This is a genomic window from Streptomyces sp. NPDC028331 (assembly GCF_055565775.1).
This window is the reverse complement of the sequence record NZ_JBVHTR010000005.1, coordinates 252,393-270,178: the sequence shown is the minus strand read 5'-3', so window position 1 is coordinate 270,178 and position 17,786 is coordinate 252,393. Positions and strand designations below refer to the sequence as shown.

At 72.5% G+C, this 17,786-nt stretch carries 14 protein-coding genes; 8 read left to right on the top strand and 6 right to left on the bottom strand.

The genetic code is table 11. The features are described from left to right. Positions 1-113: 113 nt before the first annotated feature. Positions 114-1,640 carry a cytochrome P450 gene (locus tag ACZ4SW_RS09245; protein ID WP_468239979.1) on the top strand — a complete coding sequence of 509 codons (1,527 nt, stop codon included), beginning with the start codon at positions 114-116 and terminating at the stop codon, positions 1,638-1,640. 4 nt (positions 1,641-1,644) lie between these two features. Here the strand turns inward: ACZ4SW_RS09245 and ACZ4SW_RS09240 are convergent, their stop codons facing one another. The 4 genes from ACZ4SW_RS09240 to ACZ4SW_RS09225 form a co-directional block, all read right to left on the bottom strand. Next, complete coding sequence (locus ACZ4SW_RS09240; protein ID WP_468239976.1) at positions 1,645-2,586, bottom strand: RluA family pseudouridine synthase; 942 nt, start codon at positions 2,584-2,586, stop codon at positions 1,645-1,647. A 228-nt stretch (positions 2,587-2,814) separates the two neighbouring features. Then, positions 2,815-4,377, bottom strand: a complete 1,563-nt coding sequence (locus ACZ4SW_RS09235; protein WP_468239973.1) for an amino acid permease — start codon at positions 4,375-4,377, stop codon at positions 2,815-2,817. 209 nt (positions 4,378-4,586) lie between these two features. Next, positions 4,587-5,432 carry a siderophore-interacting protein gene (locus tag ACZ4SW_RS09230; RefSeq protein ID WP_468239971.1) on the bottom strand — a complete coding sequence of 282 codons (846 nt, stop codon included), beginning with the start codon at positions 5,430-5,432 and terminating at the stop codon, positions 4,587-4,589. A gap of 112 nt (positions 5,433-5,544) precedes the next feature. Then, positions 5,545-6,513: a 5'-3' exonuclease gene (locus ACZ4SW_RS09225; protein ID WP_468239968.1), complete on the bottom strand. Its 969-nt coding sequence runs from the start codon at positions 6,511-6,513 to the stop codon at positions 5,545-5,547. A 152-nt stretch (positions 6,514-6,665) separates the two neighbouring features. Here ACZ4SW_RS09225 and ACZ4SW_RS09220 point away from each other — a divergent pair, with 152 nt between their 5' ends. The 5 genes from ACZ4SW_RS09220 to ACZ4SW_RS09200 all read left to right on the top strand — a co-directional run bounded on the left by ACZ4SW_RS09220 (position 6,666) and on the right by ACZ4SW_RS09200 (position 13,244). Beyond that, complete coding sequence (locus ACZ4SW_RS09220) at positions 6,666-7,754, top strand: quaternary amine ABC transporter ATP-binding protein (protein WP_468239965.1); 1,089 nt, start codon at positions 6,666-6,668, stop codon at positions 7,752-7,754. Beyond that, positions 7,747-10,362 carry an ABC transporter permease/substrate binding protein gene (locus ACZ4SW_RS09215; protein ID WP_468239963.1) on the top strand — a complete coding sequence of 872 codons (2,616 nt, stop codon included), beginning with the start codon at positions 7,747-7,749 and terminating at the stop codon, positions 10,360-10,362. The genes ACZ4SW_RS09220 and ACZ4SW_RS09215 overlap by 8 nt, the downstream gene beginning before the upstream one ends. A gap of 438 nt (positions 10,363-10,800) precedes the next feature. After that, a complete protein-coding gene (locus tag ACZ4SW_RS09210; protein ID WP_468239960.1) occupies positions 10,801-11,376 on the top strand; it encodes a helix-turn-helix domain-containing protein in 576 nt (191 codons plus the stop codon). A gap of 36 nt (positions 11,377-11,412) precedes the next feature. Then, positions 11,413-12,132 (top strand): helical backbone metal receptor, encoded by a 720-nt coding sequence (locus ACZ4SW_RS09205; RefSeq protein ID WP_468239958.1) that lies wholly within the window; start codon positions 11,413-11,415, stop codon positions 12,130-12,132. Between the two features lie 155 nt (positions 12,133-12,287). Next, the gene (locus tag ACZ4SW_RS09200) at positions 12,288-13,244 is read left to right on the top strand and encodes a LysR family transcriptional regulator (RefSeq protein ID WP_468239955.1); all 957 of its coding nucleotides are present in this window, start codon (positions 12,288-12,290) and stop codon (positions 13,242-13,244) included. 220 nt (positions 13,245-13,464) lie between these two features. On the opposite strand, the gene ACZ4SW_RS09195 is transcribed toward ACZ4SW_RS09200, so the two are convergent. Together ACZ4SW_RS09195 and ACZ4SW_RS09190 are read right to left on the bottom strand one after the other, a co-directional pair. Then, positions 13,465-14,148, bottom strand: a complete 684-nt coding sequence (locus tag ACZ4SW_RS09195) for a gamma-glutamyl-gamma-aminobutyrate hydrolase family protein (RefSeq protein ID WP_468239953.1) — start codon at positions 14,146-14,148, stop codon at positions 13,465-13,467. 54 nt (positions 14,149-14,202) lie between these two features. Then, on the bottom strand, positions 14,203-14,949 hold the full coding sequence (locus ACZ4SW_RS09190) for a FadR/GntR family transcriptional regulator (protein ID WP_468239950.1): 747 nt from the start codon (positions 14,947-14,949) through the stop codon (positions 14,203-14,205). 75 nt (positions 14,950-15,024) lie between these two features. Between ACZ4SW_RS09190 and ACZ4SW_RS09185 the strand changes: the two genes are divergently transcribed. Then, on the top strand, positions 15,025-16,395 hold the full coding sequence (locus tag ACZ4SW_RS09185) for a glutamine synthetase family protein (RefSeq protein ID WP_468239948.1): 1,371 nt from the start codon (positions 15,025-15,027) through the stop codon (positions 16,393-16,395). 11 nt (positions 16,396-16,406) lie between these two features. Beyond that, on the top strand, positions 16,407-17,786 hold the full coding sequence (locus tag ACZ4SW_RS09180) for an aldehyde dehydrogenase family protein (RefSeq protein ID WP_468239945.1): 1,380 nt from the start codon (positions 16,407-16,409) through the stop codon (positions 17,784-17,786).

Sequence of the window (17,786 nt, the reverse complement as noted above, 5' to 3'; positions counted from 1 at the left end):
CCGCCTGACGAGGCCCGCGCCCCGCCTGACGAGGCCCGCGCCCCGTCCCCTGTTCCGTCCGCACGACCCCACCCCAAGACACAGGATCGACCTGACGTTCCGGAGCGACCAACGTGACGCCTGAATCCCCCTCCCTGACCGGCAGCGACCACACCGGTACGGACGCCTCCGCCGCCGTCCCGCCACCCGGCTGCCCGGCCCACGGGCTAGGCCCCGGCGGAGTGCGCCGGCTGTACGGTCCCGAGGCGGAGGACCTGGGGCCCCTCTACGAGAAACTCCGCGCCGAACACGGCCCCGTGGCGCCCGCACTGCTCCACGACGACGTGCCGATCTGGGTGGTGCTGGGGCACGCCGAGAACCTGCACATGGTGCGCAGCCCCGCGCACTTCACCCGCGACAGCCGTATCTGGGCCCCGCTGGCGAGCGGCGAGATCAGGCCCGACCACCCGCTGACGCCGCACTTCGCCTGGCAGCCCATCTGCTCCTACGCCGAGGGCGACGAGCACCTGAGGCTGCGCGGTGCCGTCACCGGCGCCCTGTCGACCATCGACTACCGGGGCCTGCGCAGGTTCATCAACCGCGCGACGCAGTACCTCGTCAACCGCTTCTGCGAACAGGGCCGGGCCGACCTCGTCGGCCAGTTCGCCGACCACCTGCCGATGGCGGTGATGTGCGAGGTGCTCGGCATGGGCGACGAGTACAACGACCGCATCGTGCACGCCGCCCGCGACATGCTCAAGGGCACCGAGACCGCGATCGCCAGCAACCAGTACATCGTGGACGCCCTCGGCCGGCTCGTCGCCCGGCGCAGGACCGACCCCGAGGACGACTTCACCACCCACCTCATCAACCACCCGGCCCGGCTGACCGACGACGAGATCAGGGAGCACCTGCGGGTGGTCCTGATCGCCGCCTACGAGGCCACCGCCAACCTCCTGGCGAACGTGCTGCGGATGATCCTCACCGATCCACGGTTCCGGGCGCAGCTCAGCGGCGGGCAGATGACGGTGCCCGAGGCGGTCGAGCAGTCCCTGTGGGACGAGCCGCCGTTCAGCAGCATCCTCGGCTACTTCGCCAAGCAGGACACCGAGCTGGGCGGGCAGCGCATCCGCAAGGGCGACGGACTGCTCTTCGCCATCGCGCCCGGCAACGTCGATCCGCGGGTGCGTCCCGACCTCTCGGCCAACATGCAGGGCAACCGCTCCCACCTCGCCTTCGGCGGCGGCCCGCACGAGTGCCCCGGCCAGGACATCGGGCGTGCCATCGCCGACACCGGCATCGACGCGCTGCTCACGCGGCTGCCCGACCTGGAACTCGACTGCGACGAGGACGACTTGCGCTGGACGGCGTCCATCGCCTCACGGCACCTGGCGGAGTTGCCGGTGCGGTTCGTGCCGAAGCCGCCGCAGGACGTGACGCAGATGCCGTCGCTGCGCCCGTCTCCGGCGCAGCCCGTCGACTGGGAGATCAGTACCGCGTCGGCGGCCCGGGCGGGAACCGGGGCGGCCGCCCCAAAGGCGGTGCCCGCACCGCCCCCACGGCCGTCGGCCCCCGTCCCCGCTCCCACGGAACCGGCCGCCGGGCCGCGGCCCCGCTCGGGACTGTGGCGGCGGATGCTGCGCCGGTGGTGGGGCCGCTGAGCCGCTACCCGGCCCACGCGTCGTAGGCCGACCAGGCCCTGAGTACCCGCTCGCTGACGAAGCGGTGGGCACGCCCCGTGACCGGATCGGTGAACTCCAGCACCCGCGCCAGCAGTTGCAGCGGGCGCCGGAAGTCACCGGCCGGCACGGGGTCGGTCACCACCGGATAGAGCGGGTCTCCGAGAATCGGCAGGCCCAGCGCGTTCATGTGCACGCGCAGTTGATGGGTCTGCCCGGTGTACGGCAGGAGCCGGTAGCGTCCGAGCCCGTCGCGGTGCTCCAGCAGCTCGATCCGGCTGACCGCGTTGGGCTCGCCCGCCACCTCCCGGGCCGTCATCACCCCGCGCTCCTTCACGATCCGGCTGCGCACGGTGCGGGGCAGGGCGACCTCGGGGTCGTACCGGCCGACGGCCTCGTACTCCTTGGTGACGCGCCGGTCCCGGAACAGCGACTGGTAGGTGCCGCGCTCCTCGGGCCGCACGGTGAACAGCACGAGCCCGGCGGTGAGCCGGTCCAGCCGGTGCGCGGCGGTCAGCGTCGGAATGCCCAACTCACGCCGGAGCCGGGCGAGCGCGGTCTCGGCGACATGGCTGCCGCGCGGGGTGGTGGCGAGGAAGTGCGGCTTGTCGGCGACGACGATGTGCTCGTCCCGGTACACCACCTCGACCGGGTGGGGAACGCGGGGCTCGTCGGGCAACGCACGGTGGAACCACACGTACATGCCCGGCACGTACGCCGCGTCCGGGGCGACGGGCCGTCCGTCCGCCCCGACGACCAGGCCCGCCTCCAGCATCCCGTCGATCACCCCGTCCCCGGCCGCGAGCCGCGCCACGAGATGCTCCCGCACGGTGGCCCACCCCCCGCCGAAGGGCAGCCGCACCCGCACGGGATCCACCCCGTCGCGCTGGGGGAGGGGAGGAGGCGGGGTCCGGGTCTTGCGTCGCATCACCGCCCAGCGTACGAGGTGCCGTGGCGGGCGCGGGCCCGGGGCGGAGCAGCACCGGGCACGGTCGGCCCTCCCCGGTGACGCGGATCCCCCTCTCCCCGACGGTCGCCGCCCCCTGCTGCCCGACGTGGCAGGTCGAGCCGCGTGACGGCACCGAACCCGCCCCGACGACCCGGCCGGGCCCGCGCGGGTGGCGGGCGCCGGCCGGGACCACCCGGGCAAGGGCGGCTACGCCTGGGCGGCCGCTTCCGGTACCGCCGTCTCCGGCAGGGGGAGCGGGGCGGACGTGCGCTTGCGATACGCCCGGTAGGCCGCGCCCGCCGCCACCGTCGCCGTGAGGAACAACAGCGTGAACCAGCGGAAGTACCAGTGCCCGCCCGCCGGGTCGTACACCGCGGCTCGCGGCCAGGCCAGGTTGACGGCCATCACCAGGCCGTAGAGGAGGGCCAGGGCGTTGACGGGGACGCCCCAGCGGCCGAGGGAGAAGAGCGGGGCGCCGGTCTCGTCCGTGCCGCCCGTCGGGAGTCCGCCGCGCAGCCGCCGCACCAGCAGGGGGCCCGTCACCATCGCATAGGCCAGGTACAGCAGCACGATGCAGGTGGTGCCGATCGCCAGGAAGGCGTCGGGCGAGGCGAAGTTCAGCAGCAGGAGTGCCGCCGCGAGGACCCCGACCACCACCGCGGGCGCGCTCGGCATGCCCGTGCGCGGATGGACCCGCGCGAGCCGTCGCGCGAACGGCAGCCGGCCGTCGCGGGCCATGGAGAACAGCATCCGGCAGGCCGCCGTCTGGATCGCCAGCGTCGCCACCGCGATCGCCACCACGACGTCGGCGAGCAGCACCCGGCCCACCCCGTCGCCGAGGCTGCTGGTCAGGACGTAGCTCAGACCGTCGGTGCCGAGCCGGCCGTCCGTCAGGCTCGGCGCGGCGAGAATGCCGCCGAGGACGATCAGCCCGCCGAGCAGGCCCGCCGCGCCGAGCGCGGTGAGGATGGTGCGGGGCGCGGTGCGGCGCGGGTTGTGCGTCTCCTCGCTCATCTCTCCGGCGCTGTCGAATCCGATCATCACGTACGCCGCCGTGAAGGACCCGACGAGCAGCGCGCCGAGCAGGCCGCCCGTGCCGGGGGCGGTGTGGAAGGTGATGCCGGGGGAGCGGCGGGCGTGGGTGAGCAGCAGCACGACGATCAGGCAGGCACCGATGATCTCGGCCGTCACCCCGATGCGGTTGACCGCGGACATCACCCGGTTGTCGACCATGTTCACGATCGTGGTGAGCACCAGCAGGACGACGCCGAGGACCGCCGCGTTCGCCGCGCCCGTGGGCGAGGTGGGGGACGGATCGCCGCCCACGAGCTGGAAGCCGGACCACAGCGGCGGCATCACCATCTGCAGCGCCAGCGCCGCCGCGGCGACCACCACGATCTGCCCGATCACCATGATCCAGCCGGCGAACCAGCCGAAGGCGGCGTTCGACAGGCGCGAGGACCACTGGTAGATCGCGCCGGAGATCGGGTAGCGCGCGGCCAACTCCGCGAAGCAGGCGGCCACCAGCAACTGGCCGGCCATCACCACGGGCCAGGTCCAGAAGAAGACGGGCCCGCCGAACGCATACCCGAACGCGAAGAACTGGAAGACGGTCGTCAGAACGGAGATGAAGGAGAACCCGGCCGCGAAGGAGGCGTACCGGCCCAGGCTGCGGTGCAGTTCCTGGCGGTAGCCGAACCGCGCGAGGTCGGCGGTCTCCTCGGGGCCCGGCGGGTCGGGTCGGACATCGGCTGGGGCGGTGCTCGTCATGGCGGCAACCTGCTTTCGCACTGCGGCGCGAGAGTTCCTGTCGAGCGACAGAAATCGCTGTCGGGCGACCGAACGTAGGGAGCACCTGTTTCGCCCGGGTCACACGCCGGTGTCCGGACGGAGCCCAAGTCCTCACGCCCCTGCGGGAGCGCCGCATGACGAGGCGGCGGCACCCCGGGCCTCCCCGGAGTGCCGCCGCCCTCGGTGTCCTACGCGGCGGACGCGCCCTCCTGCTCCGCCTCTATGCGCGCGTTCCAGTCCCGCTTCGACGCCTGCCAGCCGTCCTCGTTGTGCCCGAGGCGCCAGTAGCCGGAGATGGAGAGGTCCTCGCGCGGGATCCGGTGCTCGACGCGCAGCAGCCGGCGCAGCTCCTTCACCCAGCCGGCCTCGCCGTGCACGAACGCGTGCACCCGGCCCTCGGGGAACGGAAGGGCCCGTACGGCATCGAGCAGCGCCTCACCGACCGGCCGGTCCCCGCGGTGCAGCCAGACCACCTCCACATCGGAGTCGATCTTCTGCTCCTCCTCGGGGCCGGCGACCTCCACGAACGCGTGCGCCCGGGCACCGTCCGGCAGTGCCTCCAGGGCCGCCGCGATCGCGGGCAGCGCGCTCTCGTCGCCGGCGAGCAGATGCCAGTCGGCGCTCGCGTCCGGGGCATAGGCGCCGCCCGGCCCCATGAACCGCACGGTCTCGCCCGGCTGCACGCGCAGGGCCCACGGCCCGGCGAGCCCCTCGTCGCCGTGGATCACGAAGTCCAGGGTCAGCTCCCGGTGCTCGGGGTCCCAGGCGCGCACGGTGTACGTCCGGGTCACCGGCCACTGTTCGCGCGGGAACTCCTCGCGAATGCGCTGCAGGTCGAAGGGTTCCGGGTAGGTGACGCCCTCGGCAGGGGGGAAGAGCAGCTTCACATAGTGGTCGGTGCAGCCGCCCGCCGCGAAGTCGGCCAGCCCCTCGCCGCCGAGCACCACCCGCTGCATGTGCGGGGTCAGCCGCTGCGTGCGGACGACCTGTGCGGTGTGGGCCCTGCGCACCTTGCCTGCGGGGCGCTCTGCCATGACGGCCTCCCGATTCCCTGAGTTAGGTTCACCTAAGTTAGCATCTCCTGCCCGTCGGCACCTCTTTCCCGACTCTCCCGTGAGAAGGCGATGACACTCTTTTCCGGAACCGTCACGCCCCGAGCGTGGTGAGCAGTCGCCGCAGTGAGCCGCCGAGTCCCCACCGGTCCTGAAGGGCGTCCAGTGCGGCCGGGTCACGCGGTGTGCGCGGCAGCGCCGTGTCGACCTCCGGCAGCGGTACGTCCTCGGCGACCCGGACGACCGAGGGCGCGACCGCGAGGTACGGCCGGGCCTCGGCGAGCCGCCTGCGCTGGGTCGGGGTGAGCCTCGACGCCGGGTCGTCGACCGCGGCCATGATCCCGGCCAGGTCGCCGAACTCCGCGAGCAGCTTCGCGGCCGTCTTCTCGCCGATGCCGACGACGCCGGGCAGCCCGTCGCTGGGGTCGCCGCGCAGCAGGGCCAGGTCCGCGTAGCCCCGGCCGTCCACGCCGTACTTCTCGCGCAGCACCGCCTCGTCGGTGAACTGCAGCGTGCCGACGCCCTTGACCGGGTACAGCACCCGCACCCCGCGCGCGTCGTCGACGAGCTGGTACAGGTCGCGGTCACCGGTGACGATGTCGACCGGGCCCTTGGCGCGCGCCGTGAACGTGCCGATCACGTCGTCCGCCTCGTACCCCGCGACGCCCACGCGTGCGATGCCCAGGGCGTCGAGGACGTCCTCGATGACCGGGACCTGCGGCGAGAGCGTGTCCGGCACCTCCTCCACGTCCGGCTCCGCCTCGTGCTCCTCGGCCACGCGGTGCGCCTTGTAGGAGGGGATCAGCTCCACCCGCCAGTGCGGGCGCCAGTCCGCGTCCATGCAGGCCACCAGGTCGTCCGGGCGGTGGTCCTGGACCAGGCGGTCGATGAAGTCGAGCAGCCCGCGCACGGCGTTCACGGGCGTGCCGTCGGGGGCCTTCACGGACTCCGGGACGCCGTAGTAGGCGCGGAAGTACAGGGAGGCTGTGTCGAGGAGCATCAGGCGTCGGGTCACGGTCCGCATCATGCCGTACGGCGCCGACAGTGCCCCTCGTGTGGGCATGCGGTGTGCATACGTGGCAGAAGTAAACGCCTTGTGAACTGGGACACCCCTGCGTTTGGCCTTGACGATCGGGGGCAGGGGCGGCCCGAAGCGATGCCGATTGCAGTTTCAACGTTTGCAGCGGCTCGGAGGCTTCGAGACGAGAGGTACCTGTGTCTTCCAGGCTTGAGGCCGAGCACCTGTACAAGGTGTTCGGCAGACGACCGGATCAGGCGGTGGAACGGCTCCGGCAGGGCGCCGGCCGTGACGAACTGCGCGCCGACGGCAGCACCGCCGCCGTGATCGACGCGTCCTTCACGGTGCAGCCGGGCCAGATCTTCGTCGTCATGGGCCTGTCCGGATCCGGCAAGTCCACGCTGCTGCGCATGCTCAACGGCCTGCTCGAGCCGACCGCCGGACACGTCCGCTTCGACGGGCAGGACCTCACCGCGCTCGGCCCCCGCGAACTGCGCGAGGTCCGCTCGCGCAAGATCAGCATGGTCTTCCAGCACTTCGCGCTCTTCCCGCACCGCAGCGTCCGCGAGAACGCCGCCTACGGTCTGGAAGTGCAGGGCGTGCCCCGCGCCGAGCGCCTGAAGCGCGCCGACGAGGCGCTCGCCCTGTGCGGTCTGGCCGGCTGGGAGAAGTCCTGGCCCGACGAGCTGTCCGGCGGCATGCAGCAGCGCGTGGGGCTCGCCCGGGCGCTCGCCACGGACGCCGACCTGCTGCTGATGGACGAGTCGTTCAGCGCGCTGGACCCGCTGATCCGCCGCGACATGCAGGACCAGTTGCTGCAGCTCCAGCAGACCCTGAAGAAGACCATCGTCTTCATCACCCACGACCTCAACGAGGCCATGCGCCTCGGCGACCGCGTCGCCGTGATGCGCGACGGCCGTATCGTGCAGATCGGCACCGGCGAGGACATCCTGGTCCGCCCCGCCGACGACTACGTCGCCTCCTTCACCCGGGACGTCGACCGCTCCCGGGTGCTCACCGCGCGCGCCGTCATGGACACCTCCGTCACGGGCGACGACCCCGGCTGCGGCTGCGAGACCGCGACCCCCGACACGCCGTTCGCCGACCTGTGCGCGATCAGCGCCCGCCTCTCCCATCCCGTCGGGGTGGTCGACGAGGGCAACCGGCTCGTCGGTGTCGTACCGCGGGAGCGGCTGGTGGGCTTCCTGGGCAACGAGGACGCCGGCCCCGCCCCCTGCGACCACGGGCGCGGCTCCCACGGCGGGAAGGTGGCCGCCCGTGCCTAGGATCCCGTTCGGCAACTGGGTCAACTCCCTGGTCGACTGGCTGCTGCACCACATGGCGTGGCTGTTCGACTTCTGCAAGACCGTGTTCCTGGGAGCCTTCGACGGCATCAACACCGTCCTGCAGGCTCCCCAGCCACTGCTGCTCGCGGGGATCCTCGCCGTGATCGCCTTCTGGCTGCGCGGCACGGCCGCCGGTGTCCTGGCCTTCGCGGGCTTCGCCTTCATCGACTCCCTTCAGCTCTGGGACGACGCGATGGTGACCCTGTCGCTCGTCCTGGTCGCGACGCTCATCGCGCTCGTCGTCTCGGTGCCCGTCGGCATCTGGGCGGCACGCTCCAGCCGGGTCAGCGGTCTGGTGCGGCCGGTGCTCGACTTCATGCAGACGCTGCCCGCGATGATCTACCTCATCCCGGCGATCCTCTTCTTCGGCACCGGTGCCCCCGCCGGCATCGTGGCCACCCTGATCTTCGCCCTCGCGCCCGGCGTCCGCATGACCGAGCTGGGCATCCGCCAGGTCGACAAGGAGCTGGTGGAGGCCGCGGAGGCGTTCGGCACCACCCCGCGCAACACGCTGCTGCGCGTCCAGCTCCCACTCGCCCTGCCCACCGTGATGGCAGGCGTCAACCAGGTGATCATGCTGGGTCTGTCCATGGCGGCCATCGCCGGCATGGTCGGCACCGGCGGCCTCGGCGGCGACGTGAACGAGGCCATCGGCCAGCTCGACGTGGGTCTCGGCTCCGAGGCCGGTGTGGCCATCGTCATCCTGGCGATCTACCTCGACCGCATGACCAGCGCCCTGGGCAGCCAGGTCTCGCCGCTGGGCCGCCGCGCCGTCGCCCGGCTGCGCGCCGCGAAGGGCCTGAAGATCTGGTCCTACCGGCCCCGGCCCGCCGTGGCCGTGGTCGGGGTGGTCGTGCTCGCGCTGGTCGCCGGCGGGATGGGCGTCTTCGGGGGCGGGGACAAGGCCGCCACCGCGGCCGACGCGCAGAACGTCGGGCAGGGCAAGAAGATCACCATCGGCTACATCCCCTGGGACGAGGGCGTCGCCTCCACGTTCCTGTGGAAGGAGGTCCTGGAGCAGCGCGGTTTCCAGGTCGACGTCAAACAGTTCGACGCCGGCCCGCTCTACACCTCGCTCGCCCAGGGCGACATCGACTTCCAGACCGACTCCTGGCTGCCGACCACGCACGAGCAGTACTGGAGGAAGTACGGCAGCCGACTCGACGACCTGGGCTCCTGGTACGGCCCGACGTCGCTGGAGCTGGCCGTGCCCTCCTACATGAAGGGCATCGACTCTCTGGACGACCTCAAGGGGAAGGCCGCCGCCTTCGGCGGGAAGATCACCGGCATCGAGCCCAGCGCCGGTGAGATGAGCCTGCTCAAGAGCACGGTCCTGAAGAAGTACGGCCTGGACAAGGAGTACCAGGTCGTCGACAGCTCCACGCCCGCGATGCTCGCCGAGCTGAAGCGCTCCTACGAGCAGCAGAAGCCGATCGTCGTCACCCTCTGGTCACCGCACTGGGCGTACCACGACTACGCCCTGAAGAAGCTCAAGGACCCCAAGGGCGCCTGGGGCAAGGGCGACTCGGTGCACACGCTCGCCCGCAAGGGCTTCGCACAGGACAACCCGGTCGTCGCGACCTGGCTGAAGAACTTCCGGATGGACGAGAAGCAGCTCACCAGCCTGGAAGCCGAGATCAACAAGGCCGGCAAGGGCAGGCAGCAGGACGCCGTGCGGGCCTGGCTGAAGAAGAACACCGGCGTCGTGGACAGGCTCGCCCCGGTCCAGAAGTCGGCCTCCGGCGCCCCGGCCGAGGCGAAGCGCCCGCTGAACGTCGCCTGGTTCCCGTGGGACGAGGACGTCGCCGTCACCTACCTGTGGAAGAACGTCCTCGAGCGGCGCGGCTACCGGCTGAACCTCAAGCAGATGGACGTCGGCCCCGTCTACACGGGCCTGGCGGGCGGCGACCTGGACCTCAACTTCGACGCCTGGCTGCCGTACGCGCAGCAGAACTACTGGGACAAGAGCAAGGACCGCCTCAGGGACCTCGGCACCTGGTACCAGCCGACCTCCCTGGAGATCGCCGTGCCCTCCTACGTCAAGGGCGTGACGTCGCTGGAGGACCTCAAGGGCAGGGCGAGCACCTTCGGCGGGAAGATCATCGGCATCGAGCCCGGCACCGGCGAGATGAACCTGCTCAAGACCAAGGTGCTGCCCGGCTACGGCCTGGACAAGGAGTACCAGGTCGTCGACGGCTCCACGCCCGCGATGCTCGCCGAGCTGAAGCGCTCCTACGAGCAGAGGAAGCCGGTCGCCGTCGTGCTGTGGTCGCCGCACTGGGCCTACAGCGAGTACAGGCTCACCAAGCTCCAGGACGACAAGAAGCTGTTCGGCGCGGGCAACACGATCCGCACCATCTCCAGCCGGACCTTCCCGGACCGGTACCCGCAGCTCACGAAGTGGATCAGGAACTTCAGGATGAGCGAGGCGGAACTGGGCAGTCTGGAGAGCGAGATCAAGAACCGCGGGCAGGGCCAGGAGGAGGCCGCCGTGGCCGCGTGGGTGCGGCAGCACCCGGACATCGCCCAGCGCATGACCCCGCGGTAACCCGCACGGAGCACCCTCCCTGAAACGTGAGCCGCCCGGCGCCCCCGACCGCGCCGGGCGGCTCCGTACTGCCCCGCACGAGGGCCGTACCAGAGCCGTGCCGGAGGGTGCCGGAGCCGTACGAGAAGAATCCGGACAACCCCGCAACGGCCCAACGCACCGATCGTGACCGTACCGCTCTCTTCCCTGACCGTTCCGCGACGCCTCCGGACCTGGGGGTGAGCCGCCGCGCGCCTCTGGTCAGCCGTTTCCTCCCAGGTGAGCGCGGCGTGCGCGGGGAGGCGGGAGGGCTCGTCAGATGGCGCGAACCTTGACCTTCACCACTCTTGTATGTGACACCGATGTGACGGGCGCATGAAACGGTTTGCCGAACATGCGTAGGGTGCAGACAACTCAGAAGAAGCAGTGGACCGACGAGCGAGGGAGGGAGCCGGAGCGATGGGCGACCACAAAGAACAGCCCCTTCGGGTGGGCGCGGCCGTCCGGCGGCGACGCCGCGCGCTGGAACTCACCCTCGCCGTCGTGGCCGAGCGCAGCGGCCTGTCGGTGCCCTTCCTCAGCCAGGTGGAGAACGAGCGGGCGCGCCCCAGCCGGCCCTCCCTGGAGCGGATCGCCGACGCCCTGCGCACCACCGCCGTCGACCTCCTGGCCGCGGCGGACCCGGCGTGCAGTGTGGACGTGCTGCGCGCCGACGACGAAGCGGTCCCGCCGGGGCGGGCCCGGGTGCGGCCGCTGGTGCGCGGGCACCACCAGTTGCACGCGATGGAGTTCATCGGGGACCACGACGAGGGCCGCGAGTTCCAGCACCGCAACGACGAGTTGATGTACGTCGTCGAGGGTGCGGTCGAGATGGAGGCGGAGGGCCGGGCGCACCGGCTCGGGCGCGGGGACACGCTGTACCTGAGCGGGGGAGTGCGCCACCGCTGGCGGGCGACCGTGCCGGACACCCGCGTGATCGTGGTCGCGGTCGCCGACCACATCGAGGCGGTCGAGGACCGGCCGCGCCGCCGCTGACCCGCTCGCCGTCACCCCCGTGGCCGAGGAGGCAGGATGCGGGTCGTCTCACTGGTGCCGTCCCTCACCGAGGCCGTGGCCGCGTCCGTGCGGGGAGCCCTGATCGGCGCCACCGACTGGTGCACCCACCCCGCGGACCTCGACGTCGCGCGGATCGGCGGCACCAAGAACCCGAAGGTGGAACGGATCGTCCGGCTCGCACCCGACCTGGTGCTCGCCAACGAGGAGGAGAACCGCGCACCGGATCTCGCCGCCCTGCGCGAGGCCGGCCTGACCGTCCTGGTCACCGAGGTGCGCGGCGTGCCGCAGGCCTTCCGGGAGCTGGACCGGGTGGTGGCCGCGTGCGGAGCGCCCTCCCGGCCGCGGTGGCTGGACGAGGCGGAGGCCGCATGGGAGCGGCTGCCCGTGCCCGGAACCCGCAGGACCGCCGTCGTCCCCGTCTGGCGCAGGCCCTGGATGGTGCTGGGCCGGGACACCTTCGCCGGGGACGTGCTGGCCCGGCTCGGCATCGACCACGTGTTCGCGACGCACCCGGAGCGGTATCCGAAGATCCCCGTTCAGGAGCTGCGGGACGCGGCCCCCGACCTGGTGGTGCTGCCCGACGAGCCGTACCGCTTCACCGCCGGCGACGGCCCCGAGGCGTTCCCGGGGACGCCGTGCGCGCTGGTCAGCGGGCGCCATCTCACCTGGTACGGCCCCTCGTTGGGCCAGGCGCCGCACGTCCTCGCCCAGGCGCTGTGGGCGGCTCACCGCTGACGGCACACCGGCCGGTCCGGACGGCGGTCACGGCCCGTGCGGGGGCGACGCCGAGGCCCGGGCGGCCGTGCAGGCCGTGCAGAGGGCCCGCCGCCGCGGCACGCTCCCGGCCCCCGACGCCGGGGACCACACCTTCGTAGGCATAAGCTGAGTTTATGGCTGAGGGTGTTGAGCAGGGGCTTCCGGCGGCGGGTCTGGCGCACCGGGTGCCGGATCTGGGCGCGCTGGAGCTGCTGCTCGCCGTGGCCCGGCTGGGCAGCCTGGGGCGGGCGGCACGGGAGCTGGGGATCACCCAGCCGGCGGCCAGCAGCCGGATCCGGTCGATGGAGCGGCAGCTCGGGGTGGCGCTGGTGGACCGCTCGCCCCGCGGGTCCCGGCTGACCGACGCCGGTGCGCTGGTCACCGACTGGGCGCGGCGCATCGTGGAGGCGGCGGAGGCGTTCGACGCGGGGGCGCAGGCGCTGAGGGGGCGGCGGGACTCGCGGCTGCGGGTGGCCGCGAGCATGACCATCGCGGAGTATCTGCTGCCCGGCTGGCTGATCGCGCTGCGCGCCCAGCGGCCGGACACGGCCGTGTCGCTGCTGGCCGGGAACTCGGCGGCGGTCGCCGAACGGCTGCTCGCGGACGAGGCGGACCTGGGCTTCGTGGAAGGGCTCTCCGTGCCGGCGGGGCTGGACGCGGCGGTCGTCGCCCGGGACCGGCTGATCGTGGTGACGGCGCCGGGGCACCCGTGGGCACGCCGCCGCAGGCCGCTCACGGCCGGGGAACTGGCCGCGACCCCGCTCATCCTGCGGGAGGAGGGCTCGGGCACCCGTCAGGTCCTGGACGCGGCCCTGGGCGGCCTGGCTCGTCCTCTGCTGGAGCTGTCCTCGACCACGGCGGTCAAGGCCTCGGCGGTGAGCGGGGCGGGCCCCGCGGTCCTGAGCGAACTCGCCGTGGGCGAGGAACTCTCGGCCCGCCGCCTGGTCGGCGTCCCTGTCGACGGCGTGCGCCTGGACCGCGCACTGCGAGCGGTATGGCGCACGGGGCACCGTCCGGCGGGCCCGGCACGGGACCTGCTGGGGCTGACGCGGGGAAAGCCGGTCGGGCCGGGCGGGGCGCCCCGCCGGTGACCACCGCAATCCATGGCGGGGCCGGCTCTCACAGGTGACCGCCACCCCGCCGCCCCGGCCGCTGCGTGTCGCAGGCACGGCAGGCCGCACCCCGGGCCTCCCCGCACCCCGGGCCTCCCCGTGCTGCGCGCCTTCCCGCGTTGCGCGCCTCCTCGCGTTGCGCGCCTTCCCGCGTTGCGCACCTCCCCGCGCGCCCAGGGCGAGGCCGCGGCGCGGTGGCTCAGGAAGCGGCTCGGACGAGGGCCCGCATGACCCGAACGTCCTCGCCCATCTCCGGATGCCACTGCACACCCAGCACCCAGGCCGCGCCCGGCAGTTCCACCGCCTCCGGTGTGCCGTCCTCCGCGTACGCCGAGATCAGCAGGCCGTTCCCGAGGCGGTCCACGGCCTGGTGGTGGTAGGCCGGGACCGACACCGACTCCGGTACCAGCTCCGCGTAGCGTGTGCCCGGCACCGGCTTGACCGTGTGCCCGCCGAACACTCCGACCTGGCCGGCGTGCCCGTCGAGGTGCTGCACGAGCGTGCCGCCCAGCGCCACGTTCAGCAACTGCATCCCCCGGCAGATGCCGAGCAGCGGCGTGCCGGACGCCAGCGCGGCCTCGATCAGCGCCAGTTCCCAGGCGTCCCGCTCGGGCGCGGGAGGCCCGGTGCGCGGGTCGCGCTCCGCGCCGTAGCGGGCCGGGTCCACGTCCGGACCGCCCGCGATCACCACGCCGTCCAGCCGGGCCACCGTCGCCGCCGCATGCGCCGGATCGTCCGGGGGAAGCATCGCGGCGAGCCCGCCGGCCCGCTGCACCAGCCGCGGATAACCCGCAGGCAGCAGCGCCGCCTCCAGCTCCCAGACGCCCCACCGCGCCCCGGCCTCGAGATATGTGCTCACACCGATCAGCGGCCGTCCGGTCATACGGGCCTCCTCCCACAGCTCCAATGGTGCACGCCGACACCTTAGACGCGGCACTCAGGCCAGGAAGCCCCGCAGCAGCGCCGCCGTGCCCGCGCAGTGCTCCCGCATCATCTCCCGGGCCCCGTCGGCGTCCCCGTCCAGCACCGCCTCCACCAGCGCCTCGTGCTGCCGCTGCGAGTGCTCCAGGTTGCGCACCAGCAGCGGGATGCAGTCCAGCAGGTCGTTCACCGTCGCCCGTACGGCCGCGTACTGCGCCGTCAGTGACGGCGACCCGCCGAGCTCGGCCAGCGTGAGGTGCAGCAGCGTGTCCAGGCGCCGGTACTCCGTCAGCGGCGCGTCCTGGGTGCGTACCAGCGCCTCCCGCAGCCGTGCCGCCTGCTCGTCCGTGAGGCCGTGCGCCGCGCACAGCCCCGCCGCCCCCACCTCCAGCACCTCCCGGAACCGCAGCACGTCCTCGATGTCGACCTTCTCGACGCGCCGCCGCAGCTCGTCCTCACCGCCCGCGTCGACGCGCGGCAGGACGAACGTGCCGCCGTAGCGCCCGCGCCGTGCCTCCACCAGACCCTGGTCCTGGAGCACCTTCAGCACCTCGCGCAGTGTCACCCGGCTGATCCCCAGCCGCTCCGCGAGCTCCCGCTCCGCGGGCAGCCGCTCACCGCCCGGCACCAGCCCGAGGCGGACCACCTGCAGGATCTGCTCCAGCGCCTCCTCGAAGCCGTTGCCCGCCCGCACCGGCCGCAGCACCGGCGTCAACCGGTCCCGTACGCCGTCGGCGCCGCCGTCGGGTACCGCCTGCGACATCCGCCCGCGCCCCCTTCCCAAGCAATGGTTGTCGGAAATACCTTATGACTCCCGGCGGACCGAAGGAGACCTCCCGTGGCAGACCGCACATCCCCGCTCGGCCTCGAGGAGCTGCACGCCCTCGTCGCGGGCGGCGAGATCGACACTGTCGTCCTGGCCTTCCCCGACATGCAAGGGCGCCTCCAGGGCAAGCGGTTCGCCGCCCGCTTCTTCCTCGACGAGGTCCTGGAGCACGGCACCGAGGGCTGCAACTACCTCCTCGCCGTCGACACCGAGATGAACACCGTCGACGGCTACGACATGTCCTCCTGGGACCGCGGCTACGGCGACTTCGCCCTCCACCCGGACCTGAGCACCCTGCGCCGCGTCCCCTGGCACGAGGGGACGGCCATGGTCGTCGCCGACCTCGCCTGGCACGACGGCTCACCGGTGACCGCCGCGCCCCGCCAGATCCTGCGCCGCCAACTCGAGCGCCTGGCCGGCCTCGGCTACACCGCGCAGGTCGGCACCGAGCTGGAGTTCATCGTCTTCAAGGACACCTACGAGCAGGCCTGGGACGCGAACTACCGCGGCCTGACCCCGGCCAACCAGTACAACATCGACTACAGCGTGCTCGGCACCGGACGCGTCGAACCCCTGCTGCGCCGCATCCGCAACGAGATGGCGGGCGCCGGGATGACCGTGGAGTCCGCCAAGGGCGAGTGCAACCCCGGTCAGCACGAGATCGCCTTCCGCTACGACGAGGCGCTGGTCACCTGCGACCAGCACGCCATCTACAAGACCGGGGCCAAGGAGATCGCCGCCCAGGAGGGCGTCTCCCTCACCTTCATGGCGAAGTACAACGAGCGTGAGGGCAACTCCTGCCACATCCACCTCTCGATCACCGACGAGCACGGCAGGAACGCCATGGCCGGCGGACCCGGTGACCCCGGCGGGATGTCGGAGGTCATGCGGCACTTCCTCGCCGGGCAGCTCGCCGCGCTGCGCGAGTTCTCCCTGCTGTACGCGCCGGGCATCAACTCCTACAAGCGTTTCCAGCCGGGTTCCTTCGCGCCGACCGCGGTCGCCTGGGGCCACGACAACCGCACCTGCGCCCTCCGGGTCGTCGGCCACGGCCGCTCCACCCGCTTCGAGAACCGGGTCCCCGGCGGCGACGTCAACCCGCACCTCGCCGTCGCGGGGATGGTCGCGGCCGGGCTGTACGGCATCGAGCAGAAACTGGAGCTGCCCGAGCCGTGCCCCGGCAACGCCTACACCGCCGAGTACGAGCACGTGCCCACCACGCTGCGCGAGGCCGCCGAACTCTGGGAGAACAGCGCCCTCGCCAAGGCCGCCTTCGGTGACGAGGTGGTCGCCCACTACAGCAACATGGCCCGCGTCGAGCTGGCCGCCTTCGACGCCGCGGTGACCGACTGGGAGCTGCGCCGCTCCTTCGAACGCATGTGAGAGGTACTTCCGTGTCGCACGAGCTCGATCTGCAGGTGCTCAACCCGGCCACCGAGGAGGTCGTCGCCACCGTCCCCGCCGCCACCGCGGCCGACGTGGACGCCGCCGTCGTACGTGCCGCGCGGTCCCAGTCCCGGTGGGCCGCGCTGTCACCCGGCGACCGGGCCCGGCTGCTGCGCCGGTTCGCCGTCACCGTCGACGAGCACCTGGAGGAACTCGCGCGGCTGGAGGTCCGCGAGGCGGGACACACGGTCGGCAACGCCCGCTGGGAGGCCGGCAACGTCCGCGACCTGCTCGACTACGCGGCCGGGGGAGTGGAGCGCCTGACCGGACGGCAGATCCCGGTCCCCGGCGGCCTGGACGTCACGTTCCTCGAACCGCTCGGTGTCGTGGGCGTCATCGCACCCTGGAACTTCCCGATGCCGATCGCCGCCTGGGGCACCGCCCCGGCGCTCGCGGCCGGCAACGCGGTGCTCCTCAAGCCCGCCGAGACGACCCCCCTCACCGCACTGCGCCTGGCCGAACTGGCGCTGGAGGCAGGCCTGCCCGAGGGGCTGTTCCAGGTGCTGCCCGGCCACGGCCCGGTCGCGGGCGCCGCGCTCGTCGAGCACCCGGGCGTGGCGAAGATCGTCTTCACCGGATCGACGACCGTGGGCAAACAGGTGTTGGCGAAGGGCTCGGCCCTGCTCAAGCGCGTCACTCTCGAACTCGGCGGCAAGAGCCCCAACATCGTCTTCGCCGACGCCGACCTCGAGGCCGCCGCGGCCACCGCCCCCATGTCGTTCCTCGACAACTCCGGCCAGGACTGCTGCGCCCGCACCCGCATTCTCGTCCAGCGCTCCGCCTGGGACCGCTTCCTGGACCTCCTCGCCCCCGCCGTCGAGTCCGTTCTCGTCGGCGACCCGGCCGACGAGAACACGCAGATGGGCCCGCTGATCTCCAGGCCCCAACTGGAGCGCGTCCGCTCCTACGTCCCCGCGGACGCCGAAGGGATCCGCGGCAAGGCACCCGAGGGCCCGGGCTTCTGGTTCCCGCCGACCGTCCTCACCGGCGTCGACCCGCAGGCGCGCGTGGCGGTCGAGGAGGTGTTCGGCCCGGTCGCCGTCGTCCTGCCCTTCGAGGACGAGGCCGACGCGATCCGCCTCGCCAACGACACGCCGTACGGGCTCTCCGGCTCCATCTGGACCCGGGACGTCGGCCGCGCGCTGCGCGTCTCCCAGGCCGTCCGCGCCGGCAACCTGTCCGTCAACTCCCACTCCAGCGTCCGCTACTGGACCCCCTTCGGCGGCTTCAAGCAGTCGGGGATCGGCCGCGAACTCGGCCCGGACGCCCTGACCGCCTTCACCGAGACCAAGAACGTCTTTATCAGCACGGAGGGCCCCGCACAGTGA